We start from the raw sequence: 26176 nt of genomic DNA on the forward strand, positions 1-26176 counted from the left end.
CGGTCGTCACCGGGTCACGGTGTCGCGCCGACCAGATTCTCCCCGCGCATGCGCTGCGAGATCACCTGCGTGATGCCGTCTCCGCGCATGCTGACGCCGTAGAGCGCGTCGGCGATCTCCATGGTCGGCTTCTGGTGGGTGATGACGATGAGCTGGCTCTTCTCGCGCAGCTGCTCGAACAGGCCGATGAGCCGGCGCAGGTTGGTGTCGTCCAGCGCCGCCTCGACCTCGTCCATGACATAGAACGGGGAGGGGCGGGCCCGGAAGATCGACACCAGGAAAGCCACTGCCGCAAGGGACTTCTCGCCACCGGAGAGCAGTGACAGCCGCTTGACCTTCTTGCCCGGCGGGCGGGCCTCCACCTCGACGCCGGTGGTGAGCATGTCGCTGGGATCGGTGAGCAGCAGCCGCCCCTCACCGCCGGGGAACAGGCGGCCGAAGACGCCGGTGAATTCGCGCTCGACGTCCTCGTAGGCCTCGGTGAAGACCTGCAGGATGCGCTCGTCCACCTCGGCGACCACGTCGAGCAGGTCCTGGCGGGCCTTCTTGACGTCCTCGAGCTGGGTGTTGAGGAAGGTGTAGCGCTCCTCGAGGGCCGCGAACTCCTCCAGCGCCAGGGGATTCACCTTGCCGAGAGTGGTGAGGTCCTTCTCGGCGCGCTTGGCGCGCCGCTCCTGGGTGGCGCGGTCGTAGGGCATGGGCTGGGGTGCGCTGACGGCGTCGCCGCGGTCGCGGGCCTGCTCGTACTCCATCATCTCCAGCGCGGTGGGCGGCATGGGGACGTCCGGGCCGTATTCGGCGATGAGGTCGTCGAGGCTGATGCCGAACTGTTCGGAGATGGTGGTCTCGACCTGTTCGATACGCAGCGCGGCCTGGGCGCGGGCGACCTCGTCGCGGTGCACGGCGTCGGTGAGCTGGGTGAGCTGGGTGGTGAGGGTGCGTGAGCGTTCCTTGGTCTGCTCGACCTGGGCCGCGAATTCGCTACGGCGGCGCACCAATTCGTCGCGGCGGGTGGCGGCCTGGCCGACCACCTGCTCGAGTTCGGCGGCCACCCGTTCCGCGGATTCGGCGACCACGGCGGCGACGGCGGCGGCCTGGCGGCGGGCGGCCTGGGCGCGTTCGGCGCGGGCGCGGGTCTCACGTTCGGCACGGGCCGCACGGCGCAGCGAATCCGCTTTGCCGCGTACCGATTCCGCGCGTTCCTCGGCGGTGCGAACGGCCAGGCGGGCCTCGACCTCCATCGAGCGGGCCTCGGCGAGGGCGGCGGCGGCCTCCTCGCGGGCGTACCCCGCGGTCTCGGTGCCGGCGGCCTCCGGATCCATCTCGGCCTGTTCCAGTTCGGCGTTGCGCAGCCGGTCCTCGAGGTCGGCCAGCTTGGAAAGCGTGTCCTCGCGGCCGGTTTCGGCATCGTCGCGCTGGGCCAGCAGGCGGTCGCATTCGCGCTGGGCGGTGCGTGCGGCGTGGCCGAGGCGGCCCAGGCGCTCGTAGATGGCGACCAGGGCCTGATCGGATTCGTGCAGGGCGAGCAGGGCGTGGTCGACCGCCTCCTTGCGGTCCGACTGCTCGGCGAGCGCGCCCGCCAGCGCGGCCTCGAGTTCCTCGGCCGTGCGCTGCCAGGAGGCCAATTCGTCCTTGGCGGAATCGATGTCGGCCTGCACCTCGAGCTGGCTGGGTGCGCGGTCGGAGCCGCCGAGCAGCCAGCCGCTACCGGTGAGGTCGCCGTCGCGGGTGACCACGCGCAGTTCCGGGCGCTCGGCGAGGACCCGTGCGGCGGTGGCGAGATCGTCGGTGACGGCGATGCCGGCGGTGAGGGCGGCGATGGCGCCGCGCAGGTCGGCGGGACAGTCCACCACCTCGGTGAGCCAGTGCGCGGCGGCCGGTAGTCGCGAATCCGCCGGTGCCACCGGGTGATCGGTGACGTCGGCATACACGATGGCAGCGCGGCCGCCGTCGGATTCCTTGAGCGCGCGCACGGCGGCGTGGGCCGAGGGCCCGGTGTCGGCGGCGACGGCGTCGGCCAGCGGGCCCAGTGCGGCGGCGACCGCGGACTCGAAACCGCCGTGCACCCGGATCAACCCGGACAGCGGACCGAGCAGGCCATCGGTGCGGTGCTCGAGCAGCCAGGCCGCGCCGTCCTTGCGGCGCAGGCCCATGGTGAGGGCCTCGATGCGGGCGGTCAGCGAGGCGACGCGTTTGCCGGCCTCGCGGTCCTTCTCGCGCAGTTCGGTGACGCGCTGGTCGACCAGGGCGAGGGCCTGGGCGGCGTGCTCGTAGGAGTGGTCGAGGCCTTCCTCGCCCGCGTCGAGTTCGCTCAATTCGCCCTGCACGGCCTCGAATTCGGCGTTCGCGTCCTCGCCGCGGCGGCGGGCCTCGGCGAGGGCGGTGGACATGCGCGCGATCTCGCCGTCCACGGACTGGGCGCGGATGCGCAGGGTGTCGACCTGGCCGGACAGGCGGGCCAGGCCCTCGCGGCGGTCGGCGATGGCGCGGACGGCGGCCAGGTGGGCCTGTTCGGCTGCCTTGGCGGCCTGCTCGCGTTCGTGCAGTTGCTCGCGGGCGGCTTCCAGGGTTTCGGTGGCCATTTCGACCGCTTCGCGTAGCTCGGCCTCTTCGGCTTCGACCCGATCCGCCTCGCGCTCCAGCTGTTCCGGGTCGCGGCCGGCGCCGGCGGGCTGCTCGATGGTGAGGTTGCGGGCGCGATCGCGGGCAATACGGATAGTGGCATTGACGCGTTCGGTCAGGGCGGACAGCTGGAACCAGGTCTGGGCGGCGGCCTCGGCGCTGGGGGTGAGCTTGGAGAGCTCGAATTCCTGCTGGGCCAGGGCGGCATTGGCGGCGTCCAGCTCGGCCTGCATATTGACCTGTTGTTCGCGGGCGTAGGCCTCCTTGCTCTGCTGGCTCTCCAGTTCGCGGCGGCGGCTCACCAGATCGTCGGCGGCCAGGCGCAATCGGGCGTCGCGGAGTTCGGACTGGACGGTCGCGGCGCGGCGGGCCACCTCGGCCTGCCGGCCCAGCGGCTTCAACTGCCTGCGCAATTCGGTGGTGAGGTCGGTGAGGCGGGCCAGGTTGGCCTGCATGGCGTCCAGCTTGCGGACCGCCTTCTCCTTGCGCCGCCGGTGCTTGAGCACACCCGCGGCCTCCTCGATGAAGGCCCGCCGATCCTCCGGCCGCGATTCCAGAATCGCCGACAGCTGGCCCTGACCGACGATGACGTGCATTTCCCGGCCGATGCCGGAGTCGCTGAGCAGCTCCTGGACATCCATGAGCCGGCAGGAGTTTCCGTTGATCTCGTACTCGCCCGCGCCATCGCGGAACATGCGGCGGGTAATGGACACCTCGGAGTACTCGATGGGCAGCACGCCGTCGGAGTTGTCGATGGTCAGCGTGACTTCGGCACGACCGAGCGGGGCACGGCCCGCGGTGCCGGCGAAGATGACGTCCTGCATCTTTCCACCCCGCAGGGCTTTCGCGCCCTGCTCACCCATCACCCAGGTGAGCGCGTCGACGACGTTCGATTTCCCCGACCCATTGGGCCCGACCACGCAGGTGATCCCCGGTTCGAATCGCAACGTCGTCGCGGACGCGAAGGACTTGAACCCCTTCAGCGTCAGACTCTTCAGGTGCACAGCGGCTCAGACTACCCGCTCCGACAGGATTGCTCCGAGTATGCCGGACACCAGGACTTGAGTCTCCACCAAGGGGAAGCACCAAGGTTGACGCATGGACGACGAAACGCTCTACACGATCGGGGCGCTGGCCGAACGCACCGGCCTGACGGTCAAGACCATTCGGTTCTACTCCGATAAGGGGATCGTTCCGGCGACCATGTACAGCCCCGGCGGCTACCGGCTGTACGACATCGAGGCCGTGGCGCGCCTGGAACTGGTACGCACCCTGCGCGAACTGGGCATGGACCTGGCGACCGTGCGGCGCGTGCTGTCCCGCGAAACCTCTCTGACCGAGGTCGCGAACGCGCACGCCGAGGCGGTGGACGTACAGATCCGCGTACTGCGGCTCCGGCGCGCGGTGCTCCGCGCGGTGGCCAACCGGGGATCGAACGACAAGGAGATGGGATTCATGCACAAACTGGTGCAACTGTCCGAAGCCGAACGTGCCCGCATCATTCACGACTTCGTCGACGACACCTTCGGCGCCGTGGACGGCAACCCCGCCGTCCTGGAACTGCTCCGTTCCACCATGCCGGAGCTCCCCGACGACCCCACCCCCGACCAGGTCGGCGCCTGGATGGACCTGGTGGAACTGGTGCAGGACAAGGAATTTCGAGCCGCGGTCCGCCGTATGGCGGAGTATCAGGCCAGGGAACGGGCCGCAGGCGACGACACCGGCCTGCACCACGACCTCACCGAAGCAGTCCGCGCCGAGGTCGGCCGTGCCCTCACCGAGGACATCGCCCCCGAAAGCCCCGCGGCAGCCCCCGTCATCGACACCCTGACAGCCCGCTACGCCGAAACCTTCACCAAACCCGACGACCGCGATCTCCGCGAGTGGATCCTGAACCGCCTCGAGATCGCCAACGACCCACGCGTAGAACACTATTGGCGCCTGGTGGCCACCATCAACGCCTGGCCCCCACTTCCTGACCTGATCCCAACCTTCGACTGGTTCGCCACCGCGCTCCGCACCCAACTCTCCCGGTAGTCGGGTCGGCGACCTCGGTCGGTTTGTTCCGACGATGCCAGGCCCTGACGAGCACTCGGGGTCAGTGGGTGCGATAGCGGTTCCAGGCGGCGGATTCCCAGCCCATGAGGATTCGGAAGGCGAGGACTGCGCCCCAGGGGGCGATGACCCAGATGGGCCAGGGGTAGGTGAATTCGCCTGCGGCGAGGGAGATTGCGGCCCAGATGACCAGGCAGAGGAGGCTGACGCCGAGCCAGGCGCTGCCTTCGATCCGCTGCCAGATGGGGAAGCGGGTACGGGAGACGGACTGGGCCGCAACGATCTTGGGCAGTTTGGGCAGGTCCTGGAGGACCAGCTGGAGGTCTTCGCGGGTGGCCGTGGCGTAGACGCGGGTGAGGCGCTCGTTGTATTCGGCCATGTCGAGGCGGCCGTCGGAGAGGTGGCGGCCGAGGATATCGGCGATCTGGGCGCGCTCGGCGTCGGAGGCGCGGGTGCCGGTGGTGATGTCCATGTCGATCCTCTCGATCGGACGCTACCTTATGTTCCACAGTGGAACATAAGTCCAGGATAAACCTCCACAATGGAATGTCAAGGAATTAAAGTGAAGGCAGGTGACAGCACATTTGCCAGCAGGGGCGATGCGATGAGATGGTTAGTGACAGTTCTCGGACAAGGAGTCATCGTGGACCTCGACTGGTCGGCTGCCGATCTGGCATTTCGTGATGAAGTGCGCAGATTCCTCGACGAAAAGTTAACCGACGATCTTCGCCGCGCCGGACGGTTGGCGACCAGCGTCTACCCGGACCACGAAGCCAGCATGCAGTGGCAGGCCATCCTGCACGAGCGCGGCTGGGCCGCCCCGGCATGGCCGGTCAGGTACGGCGGCTGCGACTGGAGCCTGACCCAGCACTACATCTTCGGCCGCGAATGCACCCTGGCCGGCGCACCGAACCTGTCCCCCATGGGAATTCGCATGGTCTCGCACGCCATCATGGCCTTCGGCACCCCGGAGCAGAAGGACTTCTTCCTGCCCCGCATCCTCACCGGCGACGTCTTCTTCTGCCAGGGCTATTCGGAGCCCGAGGCGGGCTCGGACCTGGCCTCGCTGACCATGGCCGCGGTACCCGACGGCGAGGACCTGGTCGTCACCGGCTCCAAGATCTGGACCACGCACGCCACCGAGGCCAACTGGATCTTCGCCCTGGTCCGCACCTCCCGGCAGGCCAAGAAGCAGCAGGGCATCACCTTCGTGCTCATCGACATGCGCACCCCGGGCATCGAGATCCGCCCGCTGGTCATGACCTCCGGCGAGCAGGTGCAGAACCAGGTGTACTTCGACCAGGTGCGGGTGCCGCAGGCGAACGTGCTGGGCGCCATCGACGACGGCTGGACCGTCGCCAAGTACCTGCTCAACTTCGAGCGCGGCGGCGGCGCGGCGGCCCCGGCCCTGCAGGTCATGGCCGAGGAGCTCGCCCAGGCGGCCACGGAGCAGGTCGCCCCGAACGGCGGCGCGCTCATCGACGACCCCGCCTTCGCCGCCAAGCTGGCCGACGCCCGCCTGCGCGCGGACGTGCTGGAGATCCTCGAATACCGCACCCTCGCACTGGTTTCCAGCGGCAAGGACCCGGGGCCGGCCGCATCCACCATCAAGATCCTGGGCACCGAGCTGAGCCAGGCGCTCACCGAGCTCGCGCTGGAGGCGGCCGGTCCGCGCGGGCGCGCCTATCAGCCGCACGCCACCATGCCGGGCGGCCCGATCGCCGATTTCACCCCGCCCGCCGACGGTTTCGTCGCGGGCGCGGACTGGCAGGCGGTCGCCCCGCTGCGGTACTTCAACGACCGCGCCGGCTCGATCTACGCCGGCAGCAACGAGATTCAGCGCAACATCATCGCCAAAGCCACCCTGGGACTGTAGCCATGGACTTCTCCTTCACCGCCGAACAAGAACTGCTCCGCGACACGGTCACCGAGTTCCTCGCGGCGCGCTATCCGCTCGAGCCCAGCCGCGCGGCGGCGCGCACCGGGGCCGGCTGGCAGCCGGAGGTGTGGCGCGGGCTGGCCGAGGAGGTCGGGATCCTCGGGGCGAGCCTGCCGGAGTCGGTGGGCGGCATCGGGGGCGGCCCGGTCGAGACCATGATCATCGCCGAGGCGCTGGGCGCGGCACTGGTGCTGGAACCATACGTGGACACCGTGGTGGTGGGCGGCGGCCTGCTGCGGCGCGCCGACGGCAAGCGGGCCGAGGATCTGCTGACGGGCATCGCCGCCGGCGAGGTGGTCACCGGATTCGCCGCGCTGGAACCGCAATCCGGCTACGACTACACCGCTGTCGCGACCACCGCGGTCCGCGACGGTGACGACTGGGTGCTGACCGGCGAGAAGACGGTGGTGACCTCCGCACCGCTGGCCACTCACCTGCTGGTGACCGCGCGACTGGACGGCGGCATCGCACTGTTCGTGGTCGATTTCGACGCCGCCCATCCGCCCACCGGGCTCACCGCGCACCCGTACCGCACCATCGACGAGCGCCAGGCCGCGGACCTGACCTTCGGGGCCCTGCGCGTGCCCGCCGACGCCCTGCTGCTCGCGGACGCGGGCGAGGCCATTGCCGTCACCCTGGACGAGGCCATCGCGGCGGTGTGCGCGGAGGCGGTCGGAGCCATGCGCAAGGTCGTCGCCGACACCGTTGCCTACACCAAGCAGCGCCAGCAGTTCGGCGTGCCGATCGCCAGCTTCCAGGCGCTGCAGCACCGCATGGTGGACATGCTGCTGGAGCTCGAACAGGCCGTGGCCGCAACGTATCTGGTGACACTGAAACTGGACGCCCCCAGCCCCGAGCGGGCCCGCGCCGCCGCGGCCGCCAAGGCCACCATCGGCCGCGCCGCCCGGCGCATCGGCCAGGAGTCGGTGCAGCTGCACGGCGCCATGGGCATGACCGAGGAGCTGGCCATCGGCCACTTCTTCAAGCGCCTGACCGCTGTGCAGTACGAGTTCGGCACCACCGACCAGCACATCGCCCGCTATGCCGCAATGACGCGGCCGTAGCGGTTCCGGCGCACCGGTTCAGGGGTGATCCGGTGTCCGGCCGGGTTCCGGTGAATCGCCTGGGGATCCACCGGAACCCGGTCGTCGCGCAGGTGCCCCCGTGGCGTCCGGTTACCGGCGATGGCCCTGGTCGACGCCGACGGGTATCCGGCCGGCATCACGGTGTCCGGACCTGGGCGCGGCGGCGGCGCCCCGCGCCGACCCTCGCACGGCGAGCACGATAACCAGCGCCAACGCGGGTCCGGTGACGAAGCACAGCAGACCCAGCGCGATCAGCAGAACTGTTCCCACGTGCGGATTATTGTCCGCCGCGCCGCATTTCGCACAATTACGGCAAACGCCGCCCTCCAGACCCAGCGAGCCGACCGGTCCACTTGGAGGCCGCCCGGGAACCCGCCGGCAACTCCGGCCGCGAGCAGCACCATGCTGGTGTGATCGAGGCCACAGCGGCCCGCCCGTCACGTCCCCGGGCCCTGTCTCGTCCCTGGTGTGGAAACGAACCGGAGGAAAGGACGACACCATGTCGCGATTGGCCATGCAGCAGGCGGCCCCCGAGGTCTACAAGGCCTGGATCGCCGCGGAGACCGCGATCCGTCGCGGACCCCTGGACGCCACCGTGCGGGAACTGGTCAAGATCCGGGTCTCGCAGCTCAACGGCTGCCTGTTCTGCATTGACATGCACTCCACCGAGGCACGCAAGGAGGGCGAGACCGAGCGACGGCTCTGGCACCTCAACGCCTGGCGGGAGTCCGAACTCTTCACCCCGGCCGAGCAGGCCGCGCTGGAATACGCCGAGGCCGCAACGCAACTCGGCCCGCACGGGGTGAGCGACGAGATCTGGGCGGGCGTGGAGAAGCACTTCGACGAGGGCCAGCGGGCGGGTCTGGTGGCGGTGACGGCGCAGATCAACCTGTGGAACCGGATCGGCGTCCCACTGCGGCTGGAGCCCCTGGGCGAGTAGCCCGCACCAGCCACGGCCCGAATAACGTTGACAGCCAGGAAGGTTCTGTGGCTGGCTGACGGTATGGGCCGTGGCGAGAGCGATGCCGGACGCGTCCGGATCGCGGCAGTGGGCGATCTGCACATGCGCGAGAGCATGCGCGGCCGATTCCGGCCCGCCCTGCTGGAACTGGGTGAACGCGCGGATGTGCTGCTGCTGGCCGGTGATCTGACCAATGGCGGCACCCTGCGCGATACCGACGTGCTGTGCGCCGAGATCGAGAAGCTGCCGGTCCCGGTGGTCGCCGTCCTGGGCAATCACGATCACGACCGCCGTCTCGGCTTCCGGATCTCGGTGCGGCTCAGCGAGATCGGCGTCCACATGCTCGACGGCACCGCGATCACCCTGCCCGTCAATGGGATTCGCCTGGGCGTCGCCGGGGTCATGGGCGGCAGCGGCGGACTTCCCGGCCACCCGGGCAATCCCGCCGAGGGCAGCGTCGAACACCGCACCCGCTTCCGCCGCGGTCCCGCCGACGCCGCCCGCCTGCGCGCCGCTCTGGAATCCCTCGACACCGATTTCCGCATCGCCCTCATGCACTTCTCCCCCGTCGTGGACACCCTGGCCGGCGAATCCCCGGAGATCTACCCGGGCCTGGGCTGCCACGATCTCGCCGAGGCGGTGGACGCGGCCGGCGCCGCCCTCGCCATCCACGGCCACGCCCACGGCGGCACCGAATTCGGCCGCACCGCGGGCGGCGTCGAGGTCCGCAATGTCTCCTATCCGGTCATCCGCACGGCCTGCCGGGTGTACGAGCTGACACACCCGGGCGACAGGTAAACCCGTTCGCGGTACCGTTTACGAAATCTCTACCCAAGGTGTGCCGGGAAGTCTGGTCGGCCGGTCCGAAACCTCGGGCTGCACCGGTCCGACCTGGGAGTTTCGATGCGGCAGCCATTTTCGATCTTGACGTATTCTGCTGCGGTGAACGCTCGGCTCTTCGTCGTATCCTGCACATATGCATGCCGCTCAGATGGCCGAGGACTATCCCGTGATCGATCTGGACTCCGACGCGATCGACGCGGCGAAGTTACTGGCCGAGCATCGACTACCCGGGATTCTGGTGACCGATGCCAAGGGGGAGCCGCATTCGGTGCTGCCGGCGTCGCAGGTGGTGCTGTTCATCGTGCCGAAGTACGTGCAGGACGATCCGTCGCTGGCGGGGGTGCTGAACGAGTCCATGTGCGGGCAGGTGGTGAAGCGGTTGCGGGGCAAGAAGGTTCGAGATGTGATTCCGGAGCGGCTCACCAAGATTCCGGCGGCGAAGGCCGACGACAATATCGTCGAGGTGGCCGCGCTGATGGCGAAGTACAAGTCGCCGCTGGTGGCCGTGCAGGACGGCAAGACGCTGCTCGGCGTGATCACGTCCGCGCGGCTGCTCGAGGTGGCGCTGGCGAACTGAGCCCGCCGGGGCGGCCCTCGTGACCGCGGTCGCCATTGCCGTCTTCGTCGTCGCGTATGTGCTCGTCGCATCGGAGCGGGTGCACAAGACCATTGCGGCGCTGGTCGGCGGGGGCGTCGTCATAGGCATCGGCATCCTCGACTCCGACGACGTCTTCTACTCACACGAGACCGGCATCGACTGGAATGTCATCTACCTGCTACTCGGCATGATGATCATCGTCGGGGTACTGCGGCAGACCGGCATCTTCGAGTACGTCGCCATCTGGGCGGCCAAGCGCGCCAAGGGATCCGCGCTGCGGGTGATGATCCTGCTGGTGCTCATCACCGCCACCGCGTCCGGCTTCCTGGACAATGTGACCACCGTGCTGCTCATCGCCCCGGTCACCCTGCTGGTGTGCGAGCGCCTCGAGGTGCCGCCGGCGCCCTTCCTCATCGCCGAGGTGCTGGCCTCCAATATCGGCGGCGCGGCGACCCTCATCGGCGACCCGCCCAACATCATCATCGGCAGCCGGGCCGGGCTGTCGTTCAACGACTTCTTCCTGAATCTGACACCGATCGTGCTGATCACGCTGGCCGTGTTCACCCTGCTGCTGCCGCGCCTGTTCAAGGGCTCCTTCGACGTCGATCCCGAACGCGCCGCCGACATCATGCAGTTGAACGAGCGCGAGGCGATTCGCGATCCGAAGCTGCTGATCAAGTGCGGAATCGTGCTCGCCGCCGTGTTCGCGGGATTCTTCGGCCACCCGATCTTCCACCTCGAACCGTCGCTGGTGGCATTGCTCGGCGCGGGCGCACTGGTGCTGATTTCCGGTCTGCCGCAACAGGATTACCTATCCGCGGTGGAATGGGAGACGCTGCTGTTCTTCGCCGGTCTGTTCGTGATGATCGGGGCGCTGGTGAAAACCGGTGTGATCGCGCGCTTGGCGAAATTCGCCACCGAACTCACCGGCGGTGACGCGCTCGTGGCAACCATGCTGATACTGGTGGTCTCGGCCGTGCTGTCGGGTGTCATCGACAACATCCCGTACGTGGCGACCATGAGTCCGCTGGTGGCCCAGCTGGTGGAGCACATCGATCACCCGGCCCGGGCGAACGCCCTGTGGTGGGCGCTGACGCTGGGCGCGGATTTCGGTGGCAATCTCACAGCAGTCGGGGCCAGCGCGAATGTGGTGATGCTCGGGATCGCGCGGCGCTCGGACCAGCCGATCTCGTTCTGGGAATTCACCCGGAAGGGCATTCTGGTGACTACGGTCACGATTACGGTGGCCGCGCCATATCTGTGGCTGCGCTATTTCGTATTCGCCTGACCTGCGACAAAGGGCACGACACGGACCCCTTCTGTGTGGCGATTGGTAATTTCCGCGACCCCTGACCGACAATGGCAGCCGCCATGTCCATATCCAGCACCGATCACCCGACCTCGCCGGGCAGCGACCGACAGGACGCGCCGGGCGCCCCCGCCAGGCCCGGGACCTACCGCCTCGATCTGGACGGATTGCGTGGCGTAGCTATCGCACTGGTCGTCGCCTTCCACATCTGGGCCGGACGCGTATCCGGCGGTGTGGACGTGTTCCTGGTGCTGTCCGGCTTCTTCTTCACCGGCATGCTGGTGCGCCGCGCCGACAGCGGATCGGTGGGTATCCTGACCACCATCCGGCGCACGCTGCGCCGGCTGCTGCCCGCCATGGTGGTGGTGCTGGCCGCGGTGGTCGTCGCCACGGTGGTGCTGCTCCCCCACACCCGCTGGTCGAATATCGCGGGCCAGACGCTGGCCTCGCTGTTCTACTACCAGAACTGGTATCTGGCGCTGTCCTGGTCGGACTATCTGGCCGCGGACCCCTCGGTGAGCCCGCTGCAGCACCTGTGGTCGATGTCGGTGCAGGGGCAGATGTATCTCGCGCTGCTACTGACCGTCGCCGGCGTGGCCTGGGTGCTGCGCCGCGTGATTCGGGCGGGGGCATGGAAACTGGCCGCCGAGTACCCTCTGCTGCGCCGCGCCGGACAGGACGGTGTGCTGCGGCTGACGCTCGCGGTGATATTCGCCGCCGCCGCCATCATCTCGTTCCGCCATGCCGGCGAAGGCGTTTCGACCCAGCAGGGCTGGAACTACTACGACACCTTCGCCCGCGCCTGGGAACCCCTCGCCGGCGGTCTGCTCGCCCTGGCCGCGCCGCTGATCCGGCTGCCCAGGCCGACGCGGGAGGTGTTCGCGTGGACCGGAATCGCGGCCATCGCCTGCTGTGGCTGGATGGTGAACGGCTCCCTGGTCTTCCCCGGCCCGGCCGCGCTGATTCCGGTCCTGGCCACGGCCGCACTGATTCTCGCGGGTGCCGGCCGCGATACCGCCGATCAACCGCTGGTGAATCGCCTGCTGGCTTCCTGGCCGGTGGTGCAACTCGGCGGATTCGCCTACGCGCTGTACCTGTGGCACTGGCCGATGCTCATCTTCTATCTGGGCGAACTGCATCAGCGGCGGGCCGGGTGGCTGGGCGGGCTGGTCATCATCCTGATCTCGCTGCTGCTGGCCTTCGTGACCCATCACCTGGTCGAGGAGCCACTGCGGCTGCGCTCGCGGCCCGCCGCGACCCCCGCGCGCGGCCGCGTGCTCGCCGGGGTGGCGGTGTCCACGGTCGGGGTGCTGCTGGTCGGCTCGACCCTCACCTGGCAGTGGAGCATGGGCGCGAAGGCGCACGCGGTCGGCGAGCTGGATCCCGCAAAATATCCGGGCGCGGAGGCCCTCACCGATCACGCGCTGGTGCCGCGCGCCCCGATGCGCCCCACCACCGAGGAAGCCCCCGCCGATATCGCCTACCCCACGCGCGACGGCTGCATCGCCGACTTCGACACCCGCTCGGTCGTCACCTGCACCTACGGTGATCGCGACGCGCACCGCACCCTCGCGGTGGTGGGCAATTCGCATGCCGAGCACTGGGTTCCGGCATTGCAGATCCTGGGCGAGCAGTACCGTTTCCGGGTCGTCGTCTACTTGAAGATGGGCTGCCCGCTCACGGTCGCCGAGGAGCCCATCTACAAGGGCCAGCAGAACCCGGACTGCCGCGACTGGTCGTCCGAGGTGATCGACCGGCTCGGCGTGGAGCGCCCCGAGTACGTCTTCACCACCGCCACCCGCCCCAGCGACAATGGCGGCGACGAGACCCCGCAGGACTACGTCGACGTCTGGTCGGCGCTCTCCGACCGCGGGCTCCAGATCATCGGCATCCGCGACACTCCGTGGCTGCGCCGCAACGGCATTCGCTACCGCGCCATCGACTGCCTGGCGGGCGGCGGCGATCGCCTCAGCTGCGGCATCCCGCGTGCCGAGGCCCTCAGCCCGGAGAACCCGGCCGCCGTGCCCGCCGCCGCCTTCCCGAACATGCACCTGATCGACCCCAACGACGCGGTCTGCGAACACGACATCTGCCCGGTCGTGGAGGGCAACATCCTCATCTACCACGACGAACACCATTTGACCGCAAGCTATTCGCGGTCCATGGCCCCCGAACTCGCCCGCGAACTCGAGCCCATCCTGGACTGGTGGTAGCGCGGGCGCTGGGCATCGGCTTGCCGAAAGCCGCGATCAGGCCATCGCTTTCGGTCTTGCCGATGGCGATCACGGTGTGGTCCCAGGCCAGATCGGGAGCGACCTTCTGAAATGCCTGCAGGTCTTCGGGCCGGCCGCGCAGCAGCACGGTCGCCGAAGGCGGCAAGCGGGCCGACCCGCTTGCCGGATGCCGGAAAGTGCATGGGTGTCATGAAACCTGGTGAGTGTCCGGTGGATTGCTCTGCTCAGCTCAGCTGGTGGAGAGTCGCCGCCGTGTCGCGGATGGCTTCGGCGACGGCGTGGAAGTCCTTGGCGAGGATCTTGGAGTGATTGCTGGCGACCCGCGCGCTGACCGTCAGGTTCGGGTTGACCGCCAGCAGCGGTTCCAGGGAGGCACGCACCGCTTCGATCTCCTCTTCGGCCGCACCGAGATTGGCGCCGGTGGCCACGACGTAGCGGACCGGGCAGCGCAGCCGTTCCAGGACCGGGGCGAGGGCGGCACAGAGCTGGTTGAGCTCGACATTGACCTCGGCGTGCTGCTCGGCGCTCATCCGCGCGGCCAGACCCAGCGGGCGCAGCACCGGCATCATCGGCCCCATCTTGCGGAACATCGCCCGGATCCGCTCCAGGTTCTCCTCGTCGGTGAAGCCCCAGGGCATCGCGCCGTCGGCCGATACGACGCCCGCGATGCGGTCCGGGTTCCGGTCGGCCCAGTGCACCGCGACCAGCGCGCCGTAGGACCAGCCCACCAGAATCGGCCGCTGCTCCACACCCCGCGCCGCGAGCACGGCATCGACATCCCGCACGCAGGCGTCGAACGAGTAGTCCGCCGAGGTCTTCGACTTGCCGCGCGCCCGCTCGTCGAAGGTGATGTGCCGGAACCCGGGACCGAGATCGGCGATCACCTTCTTCCAGTTCTTCTGCGTGGCATAGGAACCGTTCAGGTAGACGACGGGAACGCCGCTACCGCCGGTGTCGGTGACCGCGAGGACCGTGTCCTCCACCGTCACCATGCCGGTCCAGGTCGAGGTGGCCGGGGAAGTGCTGTTGTTCGTCATGACAGGTTGCTCCTTGATCCGCTTCGGGCGATGTCGGCAACTGTCGTCGTCCCCGCTGTCAGACACCTGACACGGACCTGACATGGGCGCTGACACGACGATTCCGGGCCCGATGCTGCGCGGACCCGGCTGATGATCAGCGGTCGCGGGCCGAATGCGGGTGCTGGTAGAGCGCTTCCCAGACCGCGAAGCTGCTGAGCAATTCGATGGTGCGCCAGCCACTTTCGGTCAGGCGGACGGGGCCGGCGATGTCGAGGGGGTCGTCCCAGGTGCCGACGAGGTCGGCGGTGACGACGCCGTAGGCCGCCAGGAGCCGTAGGACTCGCGATACTCCGGGCCTGCGGAGGCCGAGTTCGGCGCGCAATTGCCGCACCGTGTGCGGCTCGCGGGCCAGGAGGTCGAGCAACTCCACCACGCCACGGTGATTCACCAGCTCACGTAGTGCGGACAGCTCATCCGCTGGGTTATCCATCGAACCGACGCCTCGCCTTTCGACCACGGAACCTTGTCGGCACCGACGCTAGGCTGAGCGGACGGGCTGATCGCCCGATCTTGACGTCCCCCGTTCGCCCCGGCCCGCCTTCTTTACCGAATCCATACGCGCTACCGATGACGCGGTAACACGACAGAATTCGGGGCCTCGCAGGTGCTCGGCAACAACCAGCCCCTGTGCCGATCGCCGTCTCCTGCCGCACCATCGCGGCCACCAATCCGCACGGACCGAATACTCCGACGCGGCAAAGGCTTCCGGCGTCGAGACGGTGACCACCGACGGCCATGCGCCCACCCGCGGCCCAGTTCTCGCCCGTGCGGTGAGCTGCCCGACCCCATCACGTGTTCGCCGGACCGGTAGCCGGCATGCCAAAGGGGCCCGGTCGCCTTCGTGAGCGAAGCGACCGGACCCCAGGGGTCGGCTGATCAGCCCTTGGACGGGTACTTGCTGTCCAGGTCGTAGTTCAGCTCGACGACATTGACCGTGGGCTCACCCATGAAGCCCAGGGCCCGGCCGCTCTTGTGGGCATCCACGAGGGCCTTGATCTGATCCTCGGAGACGTGGCGCGCCTTGGCAACCCGCGCCACCTGGATGGCCGCGTACTCCGGGGAGATCTGCGGGTCCAGGCCGGAGCCCGAGGCGGTCACCGCGTCGGTCGGCACCGGGGTGTCGGAAGACGCGTCGCCGCGGATCGGCACGATCTGACCGGCCGAGTAGTCCTCGCCACGCTTGGCGCACTCCACCTTGACGCCCTCGTACGCCTGCATGAACGGCGTGGTCGGGTTCTTCGGATCGGTCGAGCAGGCTTCGTTGACGCTGATCACCTGGGTCGGGTGGGTGACCAGACCGTGCGAGTCACGGTCGCCCATGACCGCCAGCACCGAGCCGATGCCACCGGAGGTGCAGTACGGACGGCTCCCGTCCACACCCTCGAGCTGGCCGACCGCCGCGCTGCGCGAGCACACGGTGCTGAGCAGGCTCAGCTTGTCCTTCTTGGGGTCACTGGCGTCCAGACTGTCCACCACGGACTCCGGGCCCATATTGCCGAAGGAGGTGTTGGTCGGGTCGTAGCCGTCCGGGATCGCGCTCACACCAGTGGTCGAGTCGGGGGCCGGGGAAGAGTTGGACGGACGCGTCTGGAAGTACTGCACCAGCGCATTGCCCTTACCGTCGGTGAACGCCTGCCCGATCAGGCTGGAGCCCACCAGCTTTCCGTCCTTGGTGATCAGCGAACCGTCCGCCTTGTCCTTCAGCCCGGGTATCTGCGAGATACCCAGAACCACGGCCGGGTAGATGAGCCCGGTGATCACCGTGAGCACCAGCAGCGCGCGCAGCGCCGCGATGTGTTGCCGAATCCAGGCTGACATACGCATTAGGACATCCCCGGGAAGAATTGAATGACAAGGTCGATGAGCTTGATCCCGATGAACGGCGCGATGATGCCACCGAGGCCGTAGATGTACAGGTTGCGGCTCAACAGTTTCGACGCGCTCGACGGACGGTAGTTCACACCGCGCAGCGCCAGCGGGATCAGGCCCACGATGACGAGCGCGTTGAAGATGACCGCCGACAGGATCGCCGACTGCGGCGAGTGCAGCCGCATGATGTTCAGGACGTCCAGGCCCGGGAACAGCACCACGAACATCGCGGGAATGATCGCGAAGTACTTGGCGATGTCGTTGGCGATCGAGAACGTGGTGAGCGCACCACGGGTGATCAGCAACTGCTTGCCGATCTCCACGATCTCGATCAGCTTGGTCGGGTCGGAATCCAGGTCGACCATGTTGCCGGCTTCCTTGGCGGCGGAAGTACCGGTGTTCATGGCCACACCCACGTCGGCCTGCGCCAGGGCGGGAGCGTCGTTGGTGCCGTCACCGGTCATCGCGACCATGCGACCGCCCTGCTGCTCCTTCTTGATGAGCGCCAGCTTGTCCTCGGGAGTCGCCTCCGCGAGGAAGTCGTCCACACCGGCCTCGTCCGCGATCGCCTTGGCGGTCAACGGGTTGTCACCGGTGATCATGACGGTGCGGATGCCCATCTTGCGCATCTCGTCGAAGCGCTCGCGCATGCCCTGCTTGACGACGTCCTTCAGGTGAATGACGCCGAGCAGCTTGGCGGTGCCCTCCTTGATCTCCGCGACCACCAGGGGGGTGCCGCCGGAGGCGGAGATGCCGTCGACGGTCACGCCGACCGCTTCCGGGATCTCGCCGCCATTGGAGCGGACCCATTCGGTCACGGCCGAGGCCGCGCCCTTGCGCAGCTGGTGGCCGTCGGCCAGGTCCACACCCGACATACGGGTCTGGGCGGTGAACTCCACCCAGCTGGCGCCGACCAGTTCGCCCGGGGTGCGCTCCCGCTTGTTGTACGCCTGCTTGGCGTACACCACGATGGAGCGACCCTCGGGGGTCTCGTCCGCGAGGCTGGAAAGCTGTGCGGCGTCGGCCAATTCGTCGGCGGTGACGCCCGGCATCGGCACGAAGTCCGAGGCCTGGCGGTTACCGAGGGTGATGGTGCCGGTCTTGTCCAGCAGCAGGGTGTTGACGTCGCCGGCGGCCTCGACCGCACGACCCGACATGGCCAGCACATTGCGCTGCACGAGACGGTCCATACCGGCGATGCCGATGGCGGACAGCAGCGCGCCGATGGTGGTCGGGATCAGACACACCAGCAGCGAGACCATCACGATGCCGGTGACACCGTTGATGTCGAGCGCCTGGTTGTCGCCCACACCCGGATTGTTGACCTTCGAGAAGATGGCCAGCGGCTGCAGGGTCGCCACCGCGAAGACGAAGATGATCGTCAGCGCGGCCAGCAGGATGTTGAGCGCGATCTCGTTCGGCGTCTTCTGCCGCGAGGCGCCCTCGACGAGCGCGATCATCTTGTCGATGAACGAGCCGCCCGGCTCCTGGGTGATCTTGACGACGATCCGGTCCGACAGCACCGTGGTGCCGCCGGTGACCGCGGAACGGTCACCGCCGGACTCGCGGATCACCGGCGCGGACTCACCGGTGATGGCCGACTCGTCCACGGAGGCAATGCCTTCCACGACATCGCCGTCACCCGGAATGACCTGGCCCGCCTCGACGACCACGTGGTCGCCGCGCTGCAGCTCGGGGGCCGCGACCTTCTCCTCGACCACCCGTGCGCCCGGGGACCAGTTCACCAGACGGCGAGCGATGGTGTCGGTCTTGGCCTTTCGCAGGGTGTCGGCCTGCGCCTTGCCGCGACCCTCGGCCACGGCTTCGGCCAGGTTGGCGAAAATCACTGTCAGCCAGAGCCATACGACGATCGCCCAGGCGAAGAACGTCGGATGCACCAGCGCGAGAATGGTGGACCAGACCGCGCCGATCTCGACGATCAGCATCACGGGATTGCGCCACATGATGCGCGGATCCAGCTTCTTGACCGCGTCCGGCAGGGACTTCACCAGCATCTTGGGGTCGAACAACCCCGCCGAGACACCGCGTTTCGGCTTGCCGGGCGCCGCTTTCACCGGCGCAGAATCGATGGTGGGAGTGCTCATGAGTGGATTCCTTCAGCGAGCGGGCCGAGCGCCAGCATCGGCAGGAAGGTGAGCGCGACCAGGATGATGGTGACGCCCGCGACCATGCCGACGAACTGCGGCCGATGTGTCGGCAACGTGCCCTCGGAGGCGGGGGTGTGACCCTGCGCCGCCAGCGAACCGGCCAGTGCCAGCACGAAGATCATGGGGACGAAGCGACCGAACACCATGGCGAAGCCGAGTGCGGTGTTCCACCACACCGTGTTGCCGGACAGACCGGCGAAGGCCGAACCATTGTTGTTGGCCGCGGACGTGAAGGCGTACAACACTTCCGAGAGCCCATGTGGACCCGAATTGGCCATGGCCGCTCGCTCGCCCGGCAGTGCCATCGCGATGGCCGTGCCGGTCAGCGCGATCAGCGGCGTCACCAGGAAATACGAAGCAGCCAGCTTGATTTCGCGCGGGTTGATCTTCTTGCCCAGGTACTCCGGGGTGCGGCCGACCATCAGACCGGCGACGAAGACCGTGATCACGGCCAGGATCAGCATGCCGTACAGCCCCGAACCGGTACCACCCGGCGCGACCTCACCGAGCTGCATGTTGAACATCGTCATCATGCCGCCGAGGCTGGTGTACGAGTCGTGCGCCGAGTCCACCGCACCGGTGGATGTGAGCGTGGTCGCGGTGGCGAAGGTCGCCGAATCCGGTACGCCGAAGCGGGTTTCCACGCCCTCCATGGACGCCCCGATGGCACTCGGCACGGTGCCGTGGTGCTGCAGCTGGAAGAAGTTCATCACCGTGACACTGAGGATGGCCAGGGTCGCCATGACGGCGGCGATGGCCACACCCTGCTTCTTGGAGCCGATCATGCGACCGAAGGTCCGCGGCAGCGAGAAGCTGATCACCAGCAACATGAAGATCTCGAGCCAGTTGGTCCACGCGGTCGGGTTCTCGAACGGGTGCGCCGAGTTCACGTTGTAGAAACCGCCGCCGTTGGTGCCGAGCAGCTTGATCGCTTCCTGGCTGGCAACGGGTCCGCCCGGCAGGGTTTGCGAACCGGTGTTGCCCACCGTCTGAGCGATCTGGTCGTACACGTGCAGGTTCTGGATGGCGCCGCCCGCGACGAGCACGATGGCGAACACGATCGACAGCGGCAGCAGAATACGGGTGGTTCCCCTCACCAGATCCACCCAGAAGTTGCCGAGTTCGCCGCTGCGGCGGCGGGCGAAGCCGCGTACCAGCGCGACCGCCACGGCCATACCGACGGCCGCCGAGACGAAGTTCTGCACGCTCAGGCCCACGGCCTGAACGACATGACCCATCGTCGACTCACCGGCATAGTTCTGCCAGTTCGTGTTCGTGACGAAGCTGATGGCGGTGTTCCACGCCAGATCCGCGGTCATCTTGGTGCCCGGATCGTTCAGGTGCAACGGCAGTTTGCCCTGAATCAGCTGCAGGAAGAACAGGAGCAGCACGCTGATGGCCGAGAAGGCCAGCACGCTGCGCGCGTAGACGGCCCAGGTCATCTCGACGCCCGGCTGCACGCCGATCAGTCGATAGATGCCCTTCTCGGCCTTGGAGTGCTTCTCGCTGCTGTAAACCCGGTACATGTAGTCGCCCAGGGGCACATGCACCGCGGCCAGCGCGATGACCAGGGATACCGCGAACAGGATCCCCGCTGTTGTCGTGCTCACTCAGAACCTCTCCGGATACAGCAGCGCCGCCACCAGATAGATGGCGATACCGACGGCCAGGACCAGACCGATAATGTTCTGCGTCACAGCCGTTCCACCCCGCGTTGGATCAAGCCGAACAGGGCGAAGATCGCCACCGTCAGCACCGTGAACACCACGACAGACATGTCTCGAAACCTCTCTGCTTACGGGCACGTCCTGAGACGCGCCGGAGTGAGTCAAGCGCCCGGATAGCCCAACTTCGAGGCCCTTTACGCCTTCTTAGCGTCCCAGCGGGTCGCATTGACGCTCCGCTTACAGGGTCTCCCCGCGTGTCGCAGGATGTCGTCGACATACCGCCCAAAGCCATCAAGAAACCGTCAGGACCTGGTATTTCAACGAAACCCGGACGCGCCGAAGCCCCCGGAGAGCGATGCTCTCCGGGGGCATTGCGCAGGCGAAGTGGGGGTCAGCCCAGGGCGTCCGCCGTCTCCTGCGCCGCGGCCGCCGGGGATGGCGCGGGAGTCCGATGCACCAGTAGCAAACACGCAGCGATACCGACGATCAGCACCGCCGAAGGCAGCACCATCGACTGCGCCAGCGCTGCGCTGAACGCGGATTGCACTGTGCCCGAGAGGGATCCGCTCGCGCCCTCGCCGACCGACGGAATGCCGTGCGCGGCAAGCCGAGCCGGAATCAGTGCGCCGATGCCCGCGCTACCGAGCACCAGGCCCACCTGCCGGGCGGTGTTGTATACGCCCGCGCCGACCCCGGCCTGATGCATGGGCAGCCCGTAGGTGGCGATGGCCGCGAGCGGCGACCAGACGCAGGCGTTGGAGATACCCATGCACACCAGCGGCAGCAGCAACTGCCACAGTGGCGTCTCCGGTTTCATCACCAGCCCGAACCAGGCGATGCCGATGGCGAATCCGGCGAAGCCCGCCACCGGGACCACGCGGGGGTGCACCCGGTCCACCAGCTTGCCGACGATCGGGGAGAACAGTGCGGTCAGGAAGGCCATGACGATCCACACCGTCGCGGCCTGGGTCGGCTTCATCCCGCGCACGTTCTCGAGATAGAAGTACCCCGGCAGCATCATCCCGGTGGTGGCCACGCCCATCGCGGTCATGGCCAGCGTGCTCAGCGCGAAGTTCCGATCCCGGAACAGCGACAGCGGCACCAGCGGCTCGCCCGCATTGCGCGCCTGGACCGCCAGGAAGGCCACCAGCAGGACCAGTCCCGCCCCGATGCACAGCCAGATCCGCCCCGACCAATCATCGGTATTGCCCTGCTGAATCCCGAAGACCACCAGGAACATTCCCGCCACACTCAGGGCCACCGACGGCAGATCGAACCGGTGGCGATGGGTCGGCAGCGCCGGCACGAACAACACCGCCAGCACGAACGCCACCACGCCGATGGGCACATTCACCAGGAAGATCCACTTCCAGCCCAGCCCGTCCACCAGAATGCCGCCGATGATCGGGCCCACCAGCGAGGCCACGCCCGCCACCGAGCCCCACGCGCCCATGGCCGCACCGCGCTTGTCGGGCGGGAAGATTCGCGTGATCACCGCCATGGTCTGCGGCGTCATCAAGGCCGCGCCGACGCCCTGCACGGCCCGCGCCACGATCAGCATGCCGATGCTGCTGGACAGGCCACACCCCAGCGAGGCGAGCGTGAACACGGTGAGCCCGGCCAGGTAGACGGTTTTCGGACCGAACTGGTCACCCAGCCTGCCGGTGACCAGCAGCGGCACCGCATAGGCGAGCAGATAGGCGCTGGTCACCCACACGACAGTCGATACGCCCGTGTGCAACTCGGCCATGATCGCCGGATTGGCCACCGCCACGATGGTCATGTCGACCAGCAGCATGAAGAACCCGAAACACAGTGCCCCCAGAGTGGTCCAGGGGCTCCGTTCGGTCTGGGCGGTCATACGATTCCCACTCCTTGTACTCGTGCCGGATTCAGATCGCAGATGAGCACCGGCACTTCACGTTCGGCCCATCGCTGCATCCAGGCGAACTCGCGGTTCTTCCGGGCCAGCAGCGACCAGGTCCGCGCGCGCTCCTCGGAGCCGGGCTCGAGGATCCTGGCCCAGGTCTCGACCTTCCGGCCGGCGATCTGCACGGTGACATCCGGGTTCCGCTGAATATTGCGGAACCAGTTCGGCAGCGACTCCTGCCCGCAGTGCGAGGCTGCGAAAGCGATGCGGTCGTCATCGAGCGGCAGATACACCACCGCGACCGTCCGCGGCGCCCCCGACTTGCGCCCGACGGTCGTCAGCACGGCGATGGGCAGCGGGTCTTTGCGGAAGCTGCCGAAGAAGTTCCACTGCGCGGCCCGACGGCCGTCGGTCTTGATATAGATCCAGGTGTTGAGCCTGGTGACGACCTTCAGAATGCGCGAGTAGGCACGGGTGTTCAGCCAGAAGGGAGTGATTCTCATTTCGCACGCGCCCTCATCATCATCGGCAGGCCGTTGTCGGGCCCCAGCACACCGCGCATCCGCCAGCGCGGCCGATAGTTCGGCACCGTCACCGGCGCGAACCGGCGGGCCAGCAGGATCACCAGCAGGTGGGTTTCCATGAACGTGAAGCTCTTTCCGATGCACACCCGGGAACCACCGGCGAACGGGTGATAGGCGTAGGGGTGCATGCGGTACTCGGCGTCATCGGCCCAGCGCTGCGGATCGAACTTCTCCGGGTTCTCCCAGAAGTCACGATGCCGATGGGTGAAGTACGGCGCGACGAGCACCGTCGAACCGGCTTTCACGGTGTAGGGGCCGAATCGATCATCGGCCACCACATCGCGCAGATAGATGGGAGCGGGCGGGTACAGCCGCAGCGTCTCCTTGATCACGCCGAGCGTGTACGGCGCGTCCTTCAGGTCCTCGAGCGAAATATCCTGCGGCAGTCCGTCGATCTCGTCGTGCAGGTTCGCCGCCACCTCCGGGTTGGTGGCCAGGACGTACCAGACGAAGGCGAGGGTGCGCGCGGTGCTCTCGTGCCCGGCGATCAGCATGGTGACGCACTGATCGCGCAAAAGCTTGTCACTGAGCGTGGATTCGCTCGACATGATCTGCGACAGCAGGTCCGCGGGGCGCTGGTCGGCGGGCAGCTTGCGGCGTTCGGTGATCACTCGCAGCACGAACTCGTCGAGCCGATCCCGGGCGATCTCGTATTCGCGGCGCGCCGGAGTCGGCACCCACTCCGGCGGGCGGAACCGGTTGAGCTGGCGGCCGGAGGTGTACTGGATCATCGTCTCGACCGCGTCCTGCAGCTGCTCCCGGACGTCCTGAGCGGTGGTGCTGAACAGGCTCTTGAGAATGATGGACGCGGTGAGAGCGGCCATCTCCGAGAGCATTTCGATCGGCTCGTGGCTGCCTGCGCGGGATTCCCAACGGCGCGTGAACCATTCGGCGTCCTCCATCATCAGCGGCGCGTACCCGCGTACCGCCTTGGGAGTGAAGAAGGGAGACAGCAGCTTTCGCTGCGTCTTCCACTCCTTGCCGACGCTGGTCACCAGGCCGTCGCCGATCAGCAGCGTGCGCGCGCCGTCGTAGCTGGGGCCCTTGGTGTAGTTCTCCATCCGCTCGACGTTCACGGCGCGCGCGTGCTCGGGATGCGCCAGCACCACGATGCGCTTGTCGGCCACCCGGAGTTCGGAGATGTCTCCGTACTCGCGCCACATGCGCTCGATGATCTCCAGAATTCCATTGCGCTGGAAATCAATCGCGGTGAGCACACCGATACGGTCGCGCCGACCGGGAATCGGCCGGGATTCCCCGGCCGAGAGGTCCTCCGCCGCTATATCGTGCGCGACGGGGCATTCATTGACACTGGTCATCTGCTCCACCATTCTCGATGTCACGAACAAAGCTGGCGACAGCGGCAGCGACAGTGCGTGGTTGTTTTCTCCAGGAAAAGTGCCCGAGTCCTTCATCGATGATCCGGCGACCGATGGCCGCGCTACGGAATTTGCTCAGCAGGACTTCGGTCTGCCAGGCGGGGACATTGCGATCCCCGGTGAAAGTGATGGCGAGCATGGGTGTCTCGCTGTCGGCCATACCGGCCTCGTAGTCGTAATCGGTGCCACCGAGTTCGTAACGCCCGGTTTTGGCGATGCGCACGATGTCCAGCACCAGACCGCGGGTGGGCGCGCCGAGCAGTGTGGTGCGCGGGACCAGCCCGATCAGGCCGACCAGCCCGAGGATGATCTTGGTGACCACGGTGCGCAGCACGCTCACGTTCTGCATTTGATCGACCGGGGCCGTGCCCGAGGCGATCAGCACCAGACCCGCAATGTTCTTCTCCCGCGCCGCATAACAGGCCGCGAGCTGCCCGCCGAAGCTGTGCCCGAGGACGTAGAGCGACGATGCCGGGAACTGCCTGCGCACGAACTCGGCGACCAGGTGATAGTCATTCACCACCTGGGCATGCATGCCGTACCGGCTCGTCCGCGGCGGCTCCGGGCGGGATTCGCCCTGCCCGTGCAGTTCGCCGACGACAACCGTGCAGCCGCGCTCCCGCAATTCACTTGCGAATTGCCGATATTGCGCACCGCGGGCCCCGATGCCGGGCCACACCATGACGACCGGTGCGTAGGCCTCCGCCGCGCGCAATATTTCCACTTTCGTGCCGACACCGTCCGGCATTTCGATAGTCCAGGATTCACATGCTCCAGGATCCATATCGACCCCCATTCTTGGAACTTGAGGTTTATCAACCCGTTTCGAACCATACGGGCCGACCGGTACTGCCGAAAGTTCACTGCGTGCGGATCGTTACCGCGGGCTCTGTATACATGGGGTGAATTCATCGATGGCGCAGGTCATCTGGCGTACAGGAGAAGAGTCTCGGCGTTATGAAAGGAACGGCCACCCGGACACATGGCGTAACGAAACACCGAATTCGTAACGCCCCCGGCGTGATAGCCGAAACGCACTGCGCCTTGTGTGGCCGCACCACGTGACGCGTGAGAACATCGAAGACGCAAGACCTTCGATAACCAGAGAGTCCAGCACGAACGATGCCTCGACCGATCCGCACCGCGACCGTGCCGCGTCTCGCCCCGCGTGCCGAGGCGCGAGCCACGTACGCCCGCATCCTGGATGCCGCCCAGCAAGCCTTCGCGGAGCAAGGCGCCTCGGTGTCGCTGGCCGAGATCGCCCGCCGGGCGGGGGTGGGCGCGGGGACCGTCTACCGCTGCTTCCCAACCAAGGCTGGACTGCTGGAAGCGGTTCTCGAGCAACGGATCGAACGACTCAACGCTCTGGCCGCAGATCATCTCAAACATCGCGATCCCGGTGTGGCGTTCTTCGATTTCTGTGTCGAGGTCGTCGCCTCCGCACCCACCGAGGAGACGCCCTGCGATCTGCTGACACTGGGCGACGGCTGGCCGCGCGCCCGCGTGCACGGGGCGGGCATGCGCTTTCATCAGGGCCTGACCCTGCTGCTGGCCGCCGCCCAGCACCACGGCGCAGTGCGCGCCGACATCTCGGTGGCCGATGTGCTCGGCATCTTCACCGCATGCACGGCCGCTCAGCGCCTGCCGGGGCAGACCGCTCCCATCGGCCGCACTGCGGCGCTGATCCTGGATTCTCTTCGGGCCGACCGGAATTCGACCGCCACCCTCGATGCCATCTCCGGCGGGCGCGACCGGGCCGCAGTCGATCGAGCCGATGACGCCTGCCACACCTGCGGTTCCGCGCTCTCCCGCTCGGGCATCGGCCGCCGCGCCCGCTACTGCTCCCCGGCCTGCCGCCAGAAAGCGCACCGGGAACGGACCCGGCTGGCCGGGCCGGCCTCGACCGTGGCCTGA

At 67.6% G+C, this 26176-nt stretch carries 22 protein-coding genes; 9 read left to right on the top strand and 13 right to left on the bottom strand.

Annotated elements, in window-relative coordinates; translation table 11 throughout:
• Nucleotides 1–14 precede the first annotated feature (14 nt).
• Nucleotides 15–3626 (bottom strand): chromosome segregation protein SMC, encoded by a 3612-nt coding sequence (gene smc / locus ACIRRA_RS32940; RefSeq protein WP_402776401.1) that lies wholly within the window; start codon nt 3624–3626, stop codon nt 15–17.
• Between the two features lie 94 nt (nt 3627–3720).
• On the opposite strand from smc, the gene ACIRRA_RS32945 reads away from it, so the two are divergent.
• Nucleotides 3721–4659, top strand: coding sequence for a MerR family transcriptional regulator (locus ACIRRA_RS32945; RefSeq protein ID WP_402776404.1), 939 nt, complete (start codon nt 3721–3723; stop codon nt 4657–4659).
• 61 nt (nt 4660–4720) lie between these two features.
• Here ACIRRA_RS32945 and ACIRRA_RS32950 read toward each other — a convergent pair whose 3' ends face one another.
• Nucleotides 4721–5149, bottom strand: a complete 429-nt coding sequence (locus ACIRRA_RS32950; protein ID WP_402776407.1) for a DUF1707 domain-containing protein — start codon at nt 5147–5149, stop codon at nt 4721–4723.
• Between the two features lie 171 nt (nt 5150–5320).
• Here ACIRRA_RS32950 and ACIRRA_RS32955 point away from each other — a divergent pair, with 171 nt between their 5' ends.
• Both ACIRRA_RS32955 and ACIRRA_RS32960 read left to right on the top strand, forming a co-directional pair.
• Nucleotides 5321–6553, top strand: coding sequence for an acyl-CoA dehydrogenase family protein (locus ACIRRA_RS32955; RefSeq protein ID WP_402776409.1), 1233 nt, complete (start codon nt 5321–5323; stop codon nt 6551–6553).
• Nucleotides 6554–6555: 2 nt separating this feature from the next.
• The gene (locus tag ACIRRA_RS32960) at nt 6556–7680 is read left to right on the top strand and encodes an acyl-CoA dehydrogenase family protein (RefSeq protein ID WP_402776411.1); all 1125 of its coding nucleotides are present in this window, start codon (nt 6556–6558) and stop codon (nt 7678–7680) included.
• Nucleotides 7681–7791: 111 nt separating this feature from the next.
• Here ACIRRA_RS32960 and ACIRRA_RS32965 read toward each other — a convergent pair whose 3' ends face one another.
• On the bottom strand, nt 7792–7971 hold the full coding sequence (locus ACIRRA_RS32965; protein ID WP_356997725.1) for a hypothetical protein: 180 nt from the start codon (nt 7969–7971) through the stop codon (nt 7792–7794).
• A gap of 229 nt (nt 7972–8200) precedes the next feature.
• Between ACIRRA_RS32965 and ACIRRA_RS32970 the strand changes: the two genes are divergently transcribed.
• The 5 genes from ACIRRA_RS32970 (at nt 8201) to ACIRRA_RS32990 (ending at nt 13625) form a co-directional block, all read left to right on the top strand.
• Nucleotides 8201–8641, top strand: a complete 441-nt coding sequence (locus ACIRRA_RS32970; RefSeq protein WP_402776414.1) for a carboxymuconolactone decarboxylase family protein — start codon at nt 8201–8203, stop codon at nt 8639–8641.
• Nucleotides 8642–8704: 63 nt separating this feature from the next.
• Nucleotides 8705–9460 (top strand): metallophosphoesterase, encoded by a 756-nt coding sequence (locus ACIRRA_RS32975; RefSeq protein WP_402776417.1) that lies wholly within the window; start codon nt 8705–8707, stop codon nt 9458–9460.
• A gap of 178 nt (nt 9461–9638) precedes the next feature.
• Nucleotides 9639–10082: a CBS domain-containing protein gene (locus ACIRRA_RS32980; RefSeq protein WP_402776420.1), complete on the top strand. Its 444-nt coding sequence runs from the start codon at nt 9639–9641 to the stop codon at nt 10080–10082.
• Nucleotides 10083–10101: 19 nt separating this feature from the next.
• Nucleotides 10102–11391: an SLC13 family permease gene (locus ACIRRA_RS32985; protein ID WP_402776423.1), complete on the top strand. Its 1290-nt coding sequence runs from the start codon at nt 10102–10104 to the stop codon at nt 11389–11391.
• Nucleotides 11392–11474: 83 nt separating this feature from the next.
• Nucleotides 11475–13625 (top strand): acyltransferase family protein, encoded by a 2151-nt coding sequence (locus ACIRRA_RS32990; RefSeq protein WP_402776426.1) that lies wholly within the window; start codon nt 11475–11477, stop codon nt 13623–13625.
• A 245-nt stretch (nt 13626–13870) separates the two neighbouring features.
• On the opposite strand, the gene ACIRRA_RS32995 is transcribed toward ACIRRA_RS32990, so the two are convergent.
• The 10 genes from ACIRRA_RS32995 to ACIRRA_RS33040 form a co-directional block, all read right to left on the bottom strand.
• Complete coding sequence (locus tag ACIRRA_RS32995) at nt 13871–14683, bottom strand: alpha/beta fold hydrolase (RefSeq protein ID WP_402776429.1); 813 nt, start codon at nt 14681–14683, stop codon at nt 13871–13873.
• Between the two features lie 136 nt (nt 14684–14819).
• Nucleotides 14820–15155 (bottom strand): MarR family transcriptional regulator, encoded by a 336-nt coding sequence (locus ACIRRA_RS33000; protein WP_402776431.1) that lies wholly within the window; start codon nt 15153–15155, stop codon nt 14820–14822.
• 446 nt (nt 15156–15601) lie between these two features.
• On the bottom strand, nt 15602–16549 hold the full coding sequence (locus tag ACIRRA_RS33005; protein ID WP_402776434.1) for a potassium-transporting ATPase subunit C: 948 nt from the start codon (nt 16547–16549) through the stop codon (nt 15602–15604).
• On the bottom strand, nt 16549–18699 hold the full coding sequence (gene kdpB, locus ACIRRA_RS33010; RefSeq protein ID WP_402776437.1) for a potassium-transporting ATPase subunit KdpB: 2151 nt from the start codon (nt 18697–18699) through the stop codon (nt 16549–16551). Before kdpB ends, ACIRRA_RS33005 begins: the two co-directional genes overlap by 1 nt.
• Complete coding sequence (kdpA, locus tag ACIRRA_RS33015; RefSeq protein ID WP_402776440.1) at nt 18696–20372, bottom strand: potassium-transporting ATPase subunit KdpA; 1677 nt, start codon at nt 20370–20372, stop codon at nt 18696–18698. Before kdpA ends, kdpB begins: the two co-directional genes overlap by 4 nt.
• A complete protein-coding gene (gene kdpF, locus ACIRRA_RS33020; RefSeq protein WP_379421375.1) occupies nt 20373–20567 on the bottom strand; it encodes a K(+)-transporting ATPase subunit F in 195 nt (64 codons plus the stop codon).
• A 253-nt stretch (nt 20568–20820) separates the two neighbouring features.
• A complete protein-coding gene (locus tag ACIRRA_RS33025) occupies nt 20821–22290 on the bottom strand; it encodes a DHA2 family efflux MFS transporter permease subunit (RefSeq protein ID WP_402776442.1) in 1470 nt (489 codons plus the stop codon).
• Nucleotides 22287–22802, bottom strand: a complete 516-nt coding sequence (locus tag ACIRRA_RS33030) for a nitroreductase/quinone reductase family protein (protein WP_402776443.1) — start codon at nt 22800–22802, stop codon at nt 22287–22289. The genes ACIRRA_RS33025 and ACIRRA_RS33030 overlap by 4 nt, the downstream gene beginning before the upstream one ends.
• Nucleotides 22799–24202 (bottom strand): cytochrome P450, encoded by a 1404-nt coding sequence (locus ACIRRA_RS33035; RefSeq protein WP_402776444.1) that lies wholly within the window; start codon nt 24200–24202, stop codon nt 22799–22801. Before ACIRRA_RS33035 ends, ACIRRA_RS33030 begins: the two co-directional genes overlap by 4 nt.
• Complete coding sequence (locus tag ACIRRA_RS33040; protein WP_402776445.1) at nt 24186–25010, bottom strand: alpha/beta fold hydrolase; 825 nt, start codon at nt 25008–25010, stop codon at nt 24186–24188. Before ACIRRA_RS33040 ends, ACIRRA_RS33035 begins: the two co-directional genes overlap by 17 nt.
• Before the next feature lie 374 nt (nt 25011–25384).
• Here ACIRRA_RS33040 and ACIRRA_RS33045 point away from each other — a divergent pair, with 374 nt between their 5' ends.
• Nucleotides 25385–26176, top strand: a complete 792-nt coding sequence (locus ACIRRA_RS33045) for a TetR/AcrR family transcriptional regulator (protein ID WP_402776446.1) — start codon at nt 25385–25387, stop codon at nt 26174–26176.

This window comes from Nocardia sp. NPDC101769, from assembly GCF_044766925.1.
Classification (GTDB): Bacteria; Actinomycetota; Actinomycetes; order Mycobacteriales; family Mycobacteriaceae; genus Nocardia.

Coding starts and splice junctions, on each gene's coding strand:
- ACIRRA_RS32945 (WP_402776404.1), top strand. CDS start 3,721: ATGGACGACGAAACGCTCTACACGATCGGGGCGCTGGCCGAACGCACC.
- ACIRRA_RS32950 (WP_402776407.1), bottom strand. CDS start 5,149: ATGGACATCACCACCGGCACCCGCGCCTCCGACGCCGAGCGCGCCCAG.
- ACIRRA_RS32960 (WP_402776411.1), top strand. CDS start 6,556: ATGGACTTCTCCTTCACCGCCGAACAAGAACTGCTCCGCGACACGGTC.
- ACIRRA_RS32970 (WP_402776414.1), top strand. CDS start 8,201: ATGTCGCGATTGGCCATGCAGCAGGCGGCCCCCGAGGTCTACAAGGCC.
- ACIRRA_RS32975 (WP_402776417.1), top strand. CDS start 8,705: ATGGGCCGTGGCGAGAGCGATGCCGGACGCGTCCGGATCGCGGCAGTG.
- ACIRRA_RS32980 (WP_402776420.1), top strand. CDS start 9,639: ATGCATGCCGCTCAGATGGCCGAGGACTATCCCGTGATCGATCTGGAC.
- ACIRRA_RS32990 (WP_402776426.1), top strand. CDS start 11,475: ATGTCCATATCCAGCACCGATCACCCGACCTCGCCGGGCAGCGACCGA.
- ACIRRA_RS32995 (WP_402776429.1), bottom strand. CDS start 14,683: ATGACGAACAACAGCACTTCCCCGGCCACCTCGACCTGGACCGGCATG.
- ACIRRA_RS33000 (WP_402776431.1), bottom strand. CDS start 15,155: ATGGATAACCCAGCGGATGAGCTGTCCGCACTACGTGAGCTGGTGAAT.
- ACIRRA_RS33005 (WP_402776434.1), bottom strand. CDS start 16,549: ATGCGTATGTCAGCCTGGATTCGGCAACACATCGCGGCGCTGCGCGCG.
- kdpB (WP_402776437.1), bottom strand. CDS start 18,699: ATGAGCACTCCCACCATCGATTCTGCGCCGGTGAAAGCGGCGCCCGGC.
- ACIRRA_RS33025 (WP_402776442.1), bottom strand. CDS start 22,290: ATGACCGCCCAGACCGAACGGAGCCCCTGGACCACTCTGGGGGCACTG.
- ACIRRA_RS33030 (WP_402776443.1), bottom strand. CDS start 22,802: ATGAGAATCACTCCCTTCTGGCTGAACACCCGTGCCTACTCGCGCATT.
- ACIRRA_RS33035 (WP_402776444.1), bottom strand. CDS start 24,202: ATGACCAGTGTCAATGAATGCCCCGTCGCGCACGATATAGCGGCGGAG.
- ACIRRA_RS33040 (WP_402776445.1), bottom strand. CDS start 25,010: ATGCCGGACGGTGTCGGCACGAAAGTGGAAATATTGCGCGCGGCGGAG.
- ACIRRA_RS33045 (WP_402776446.1), top strand. CDS start 25,385: ATGCCTCGACCGATCCGCACCGCGACCGTGCCGCGTCTCGCCCCGCGT.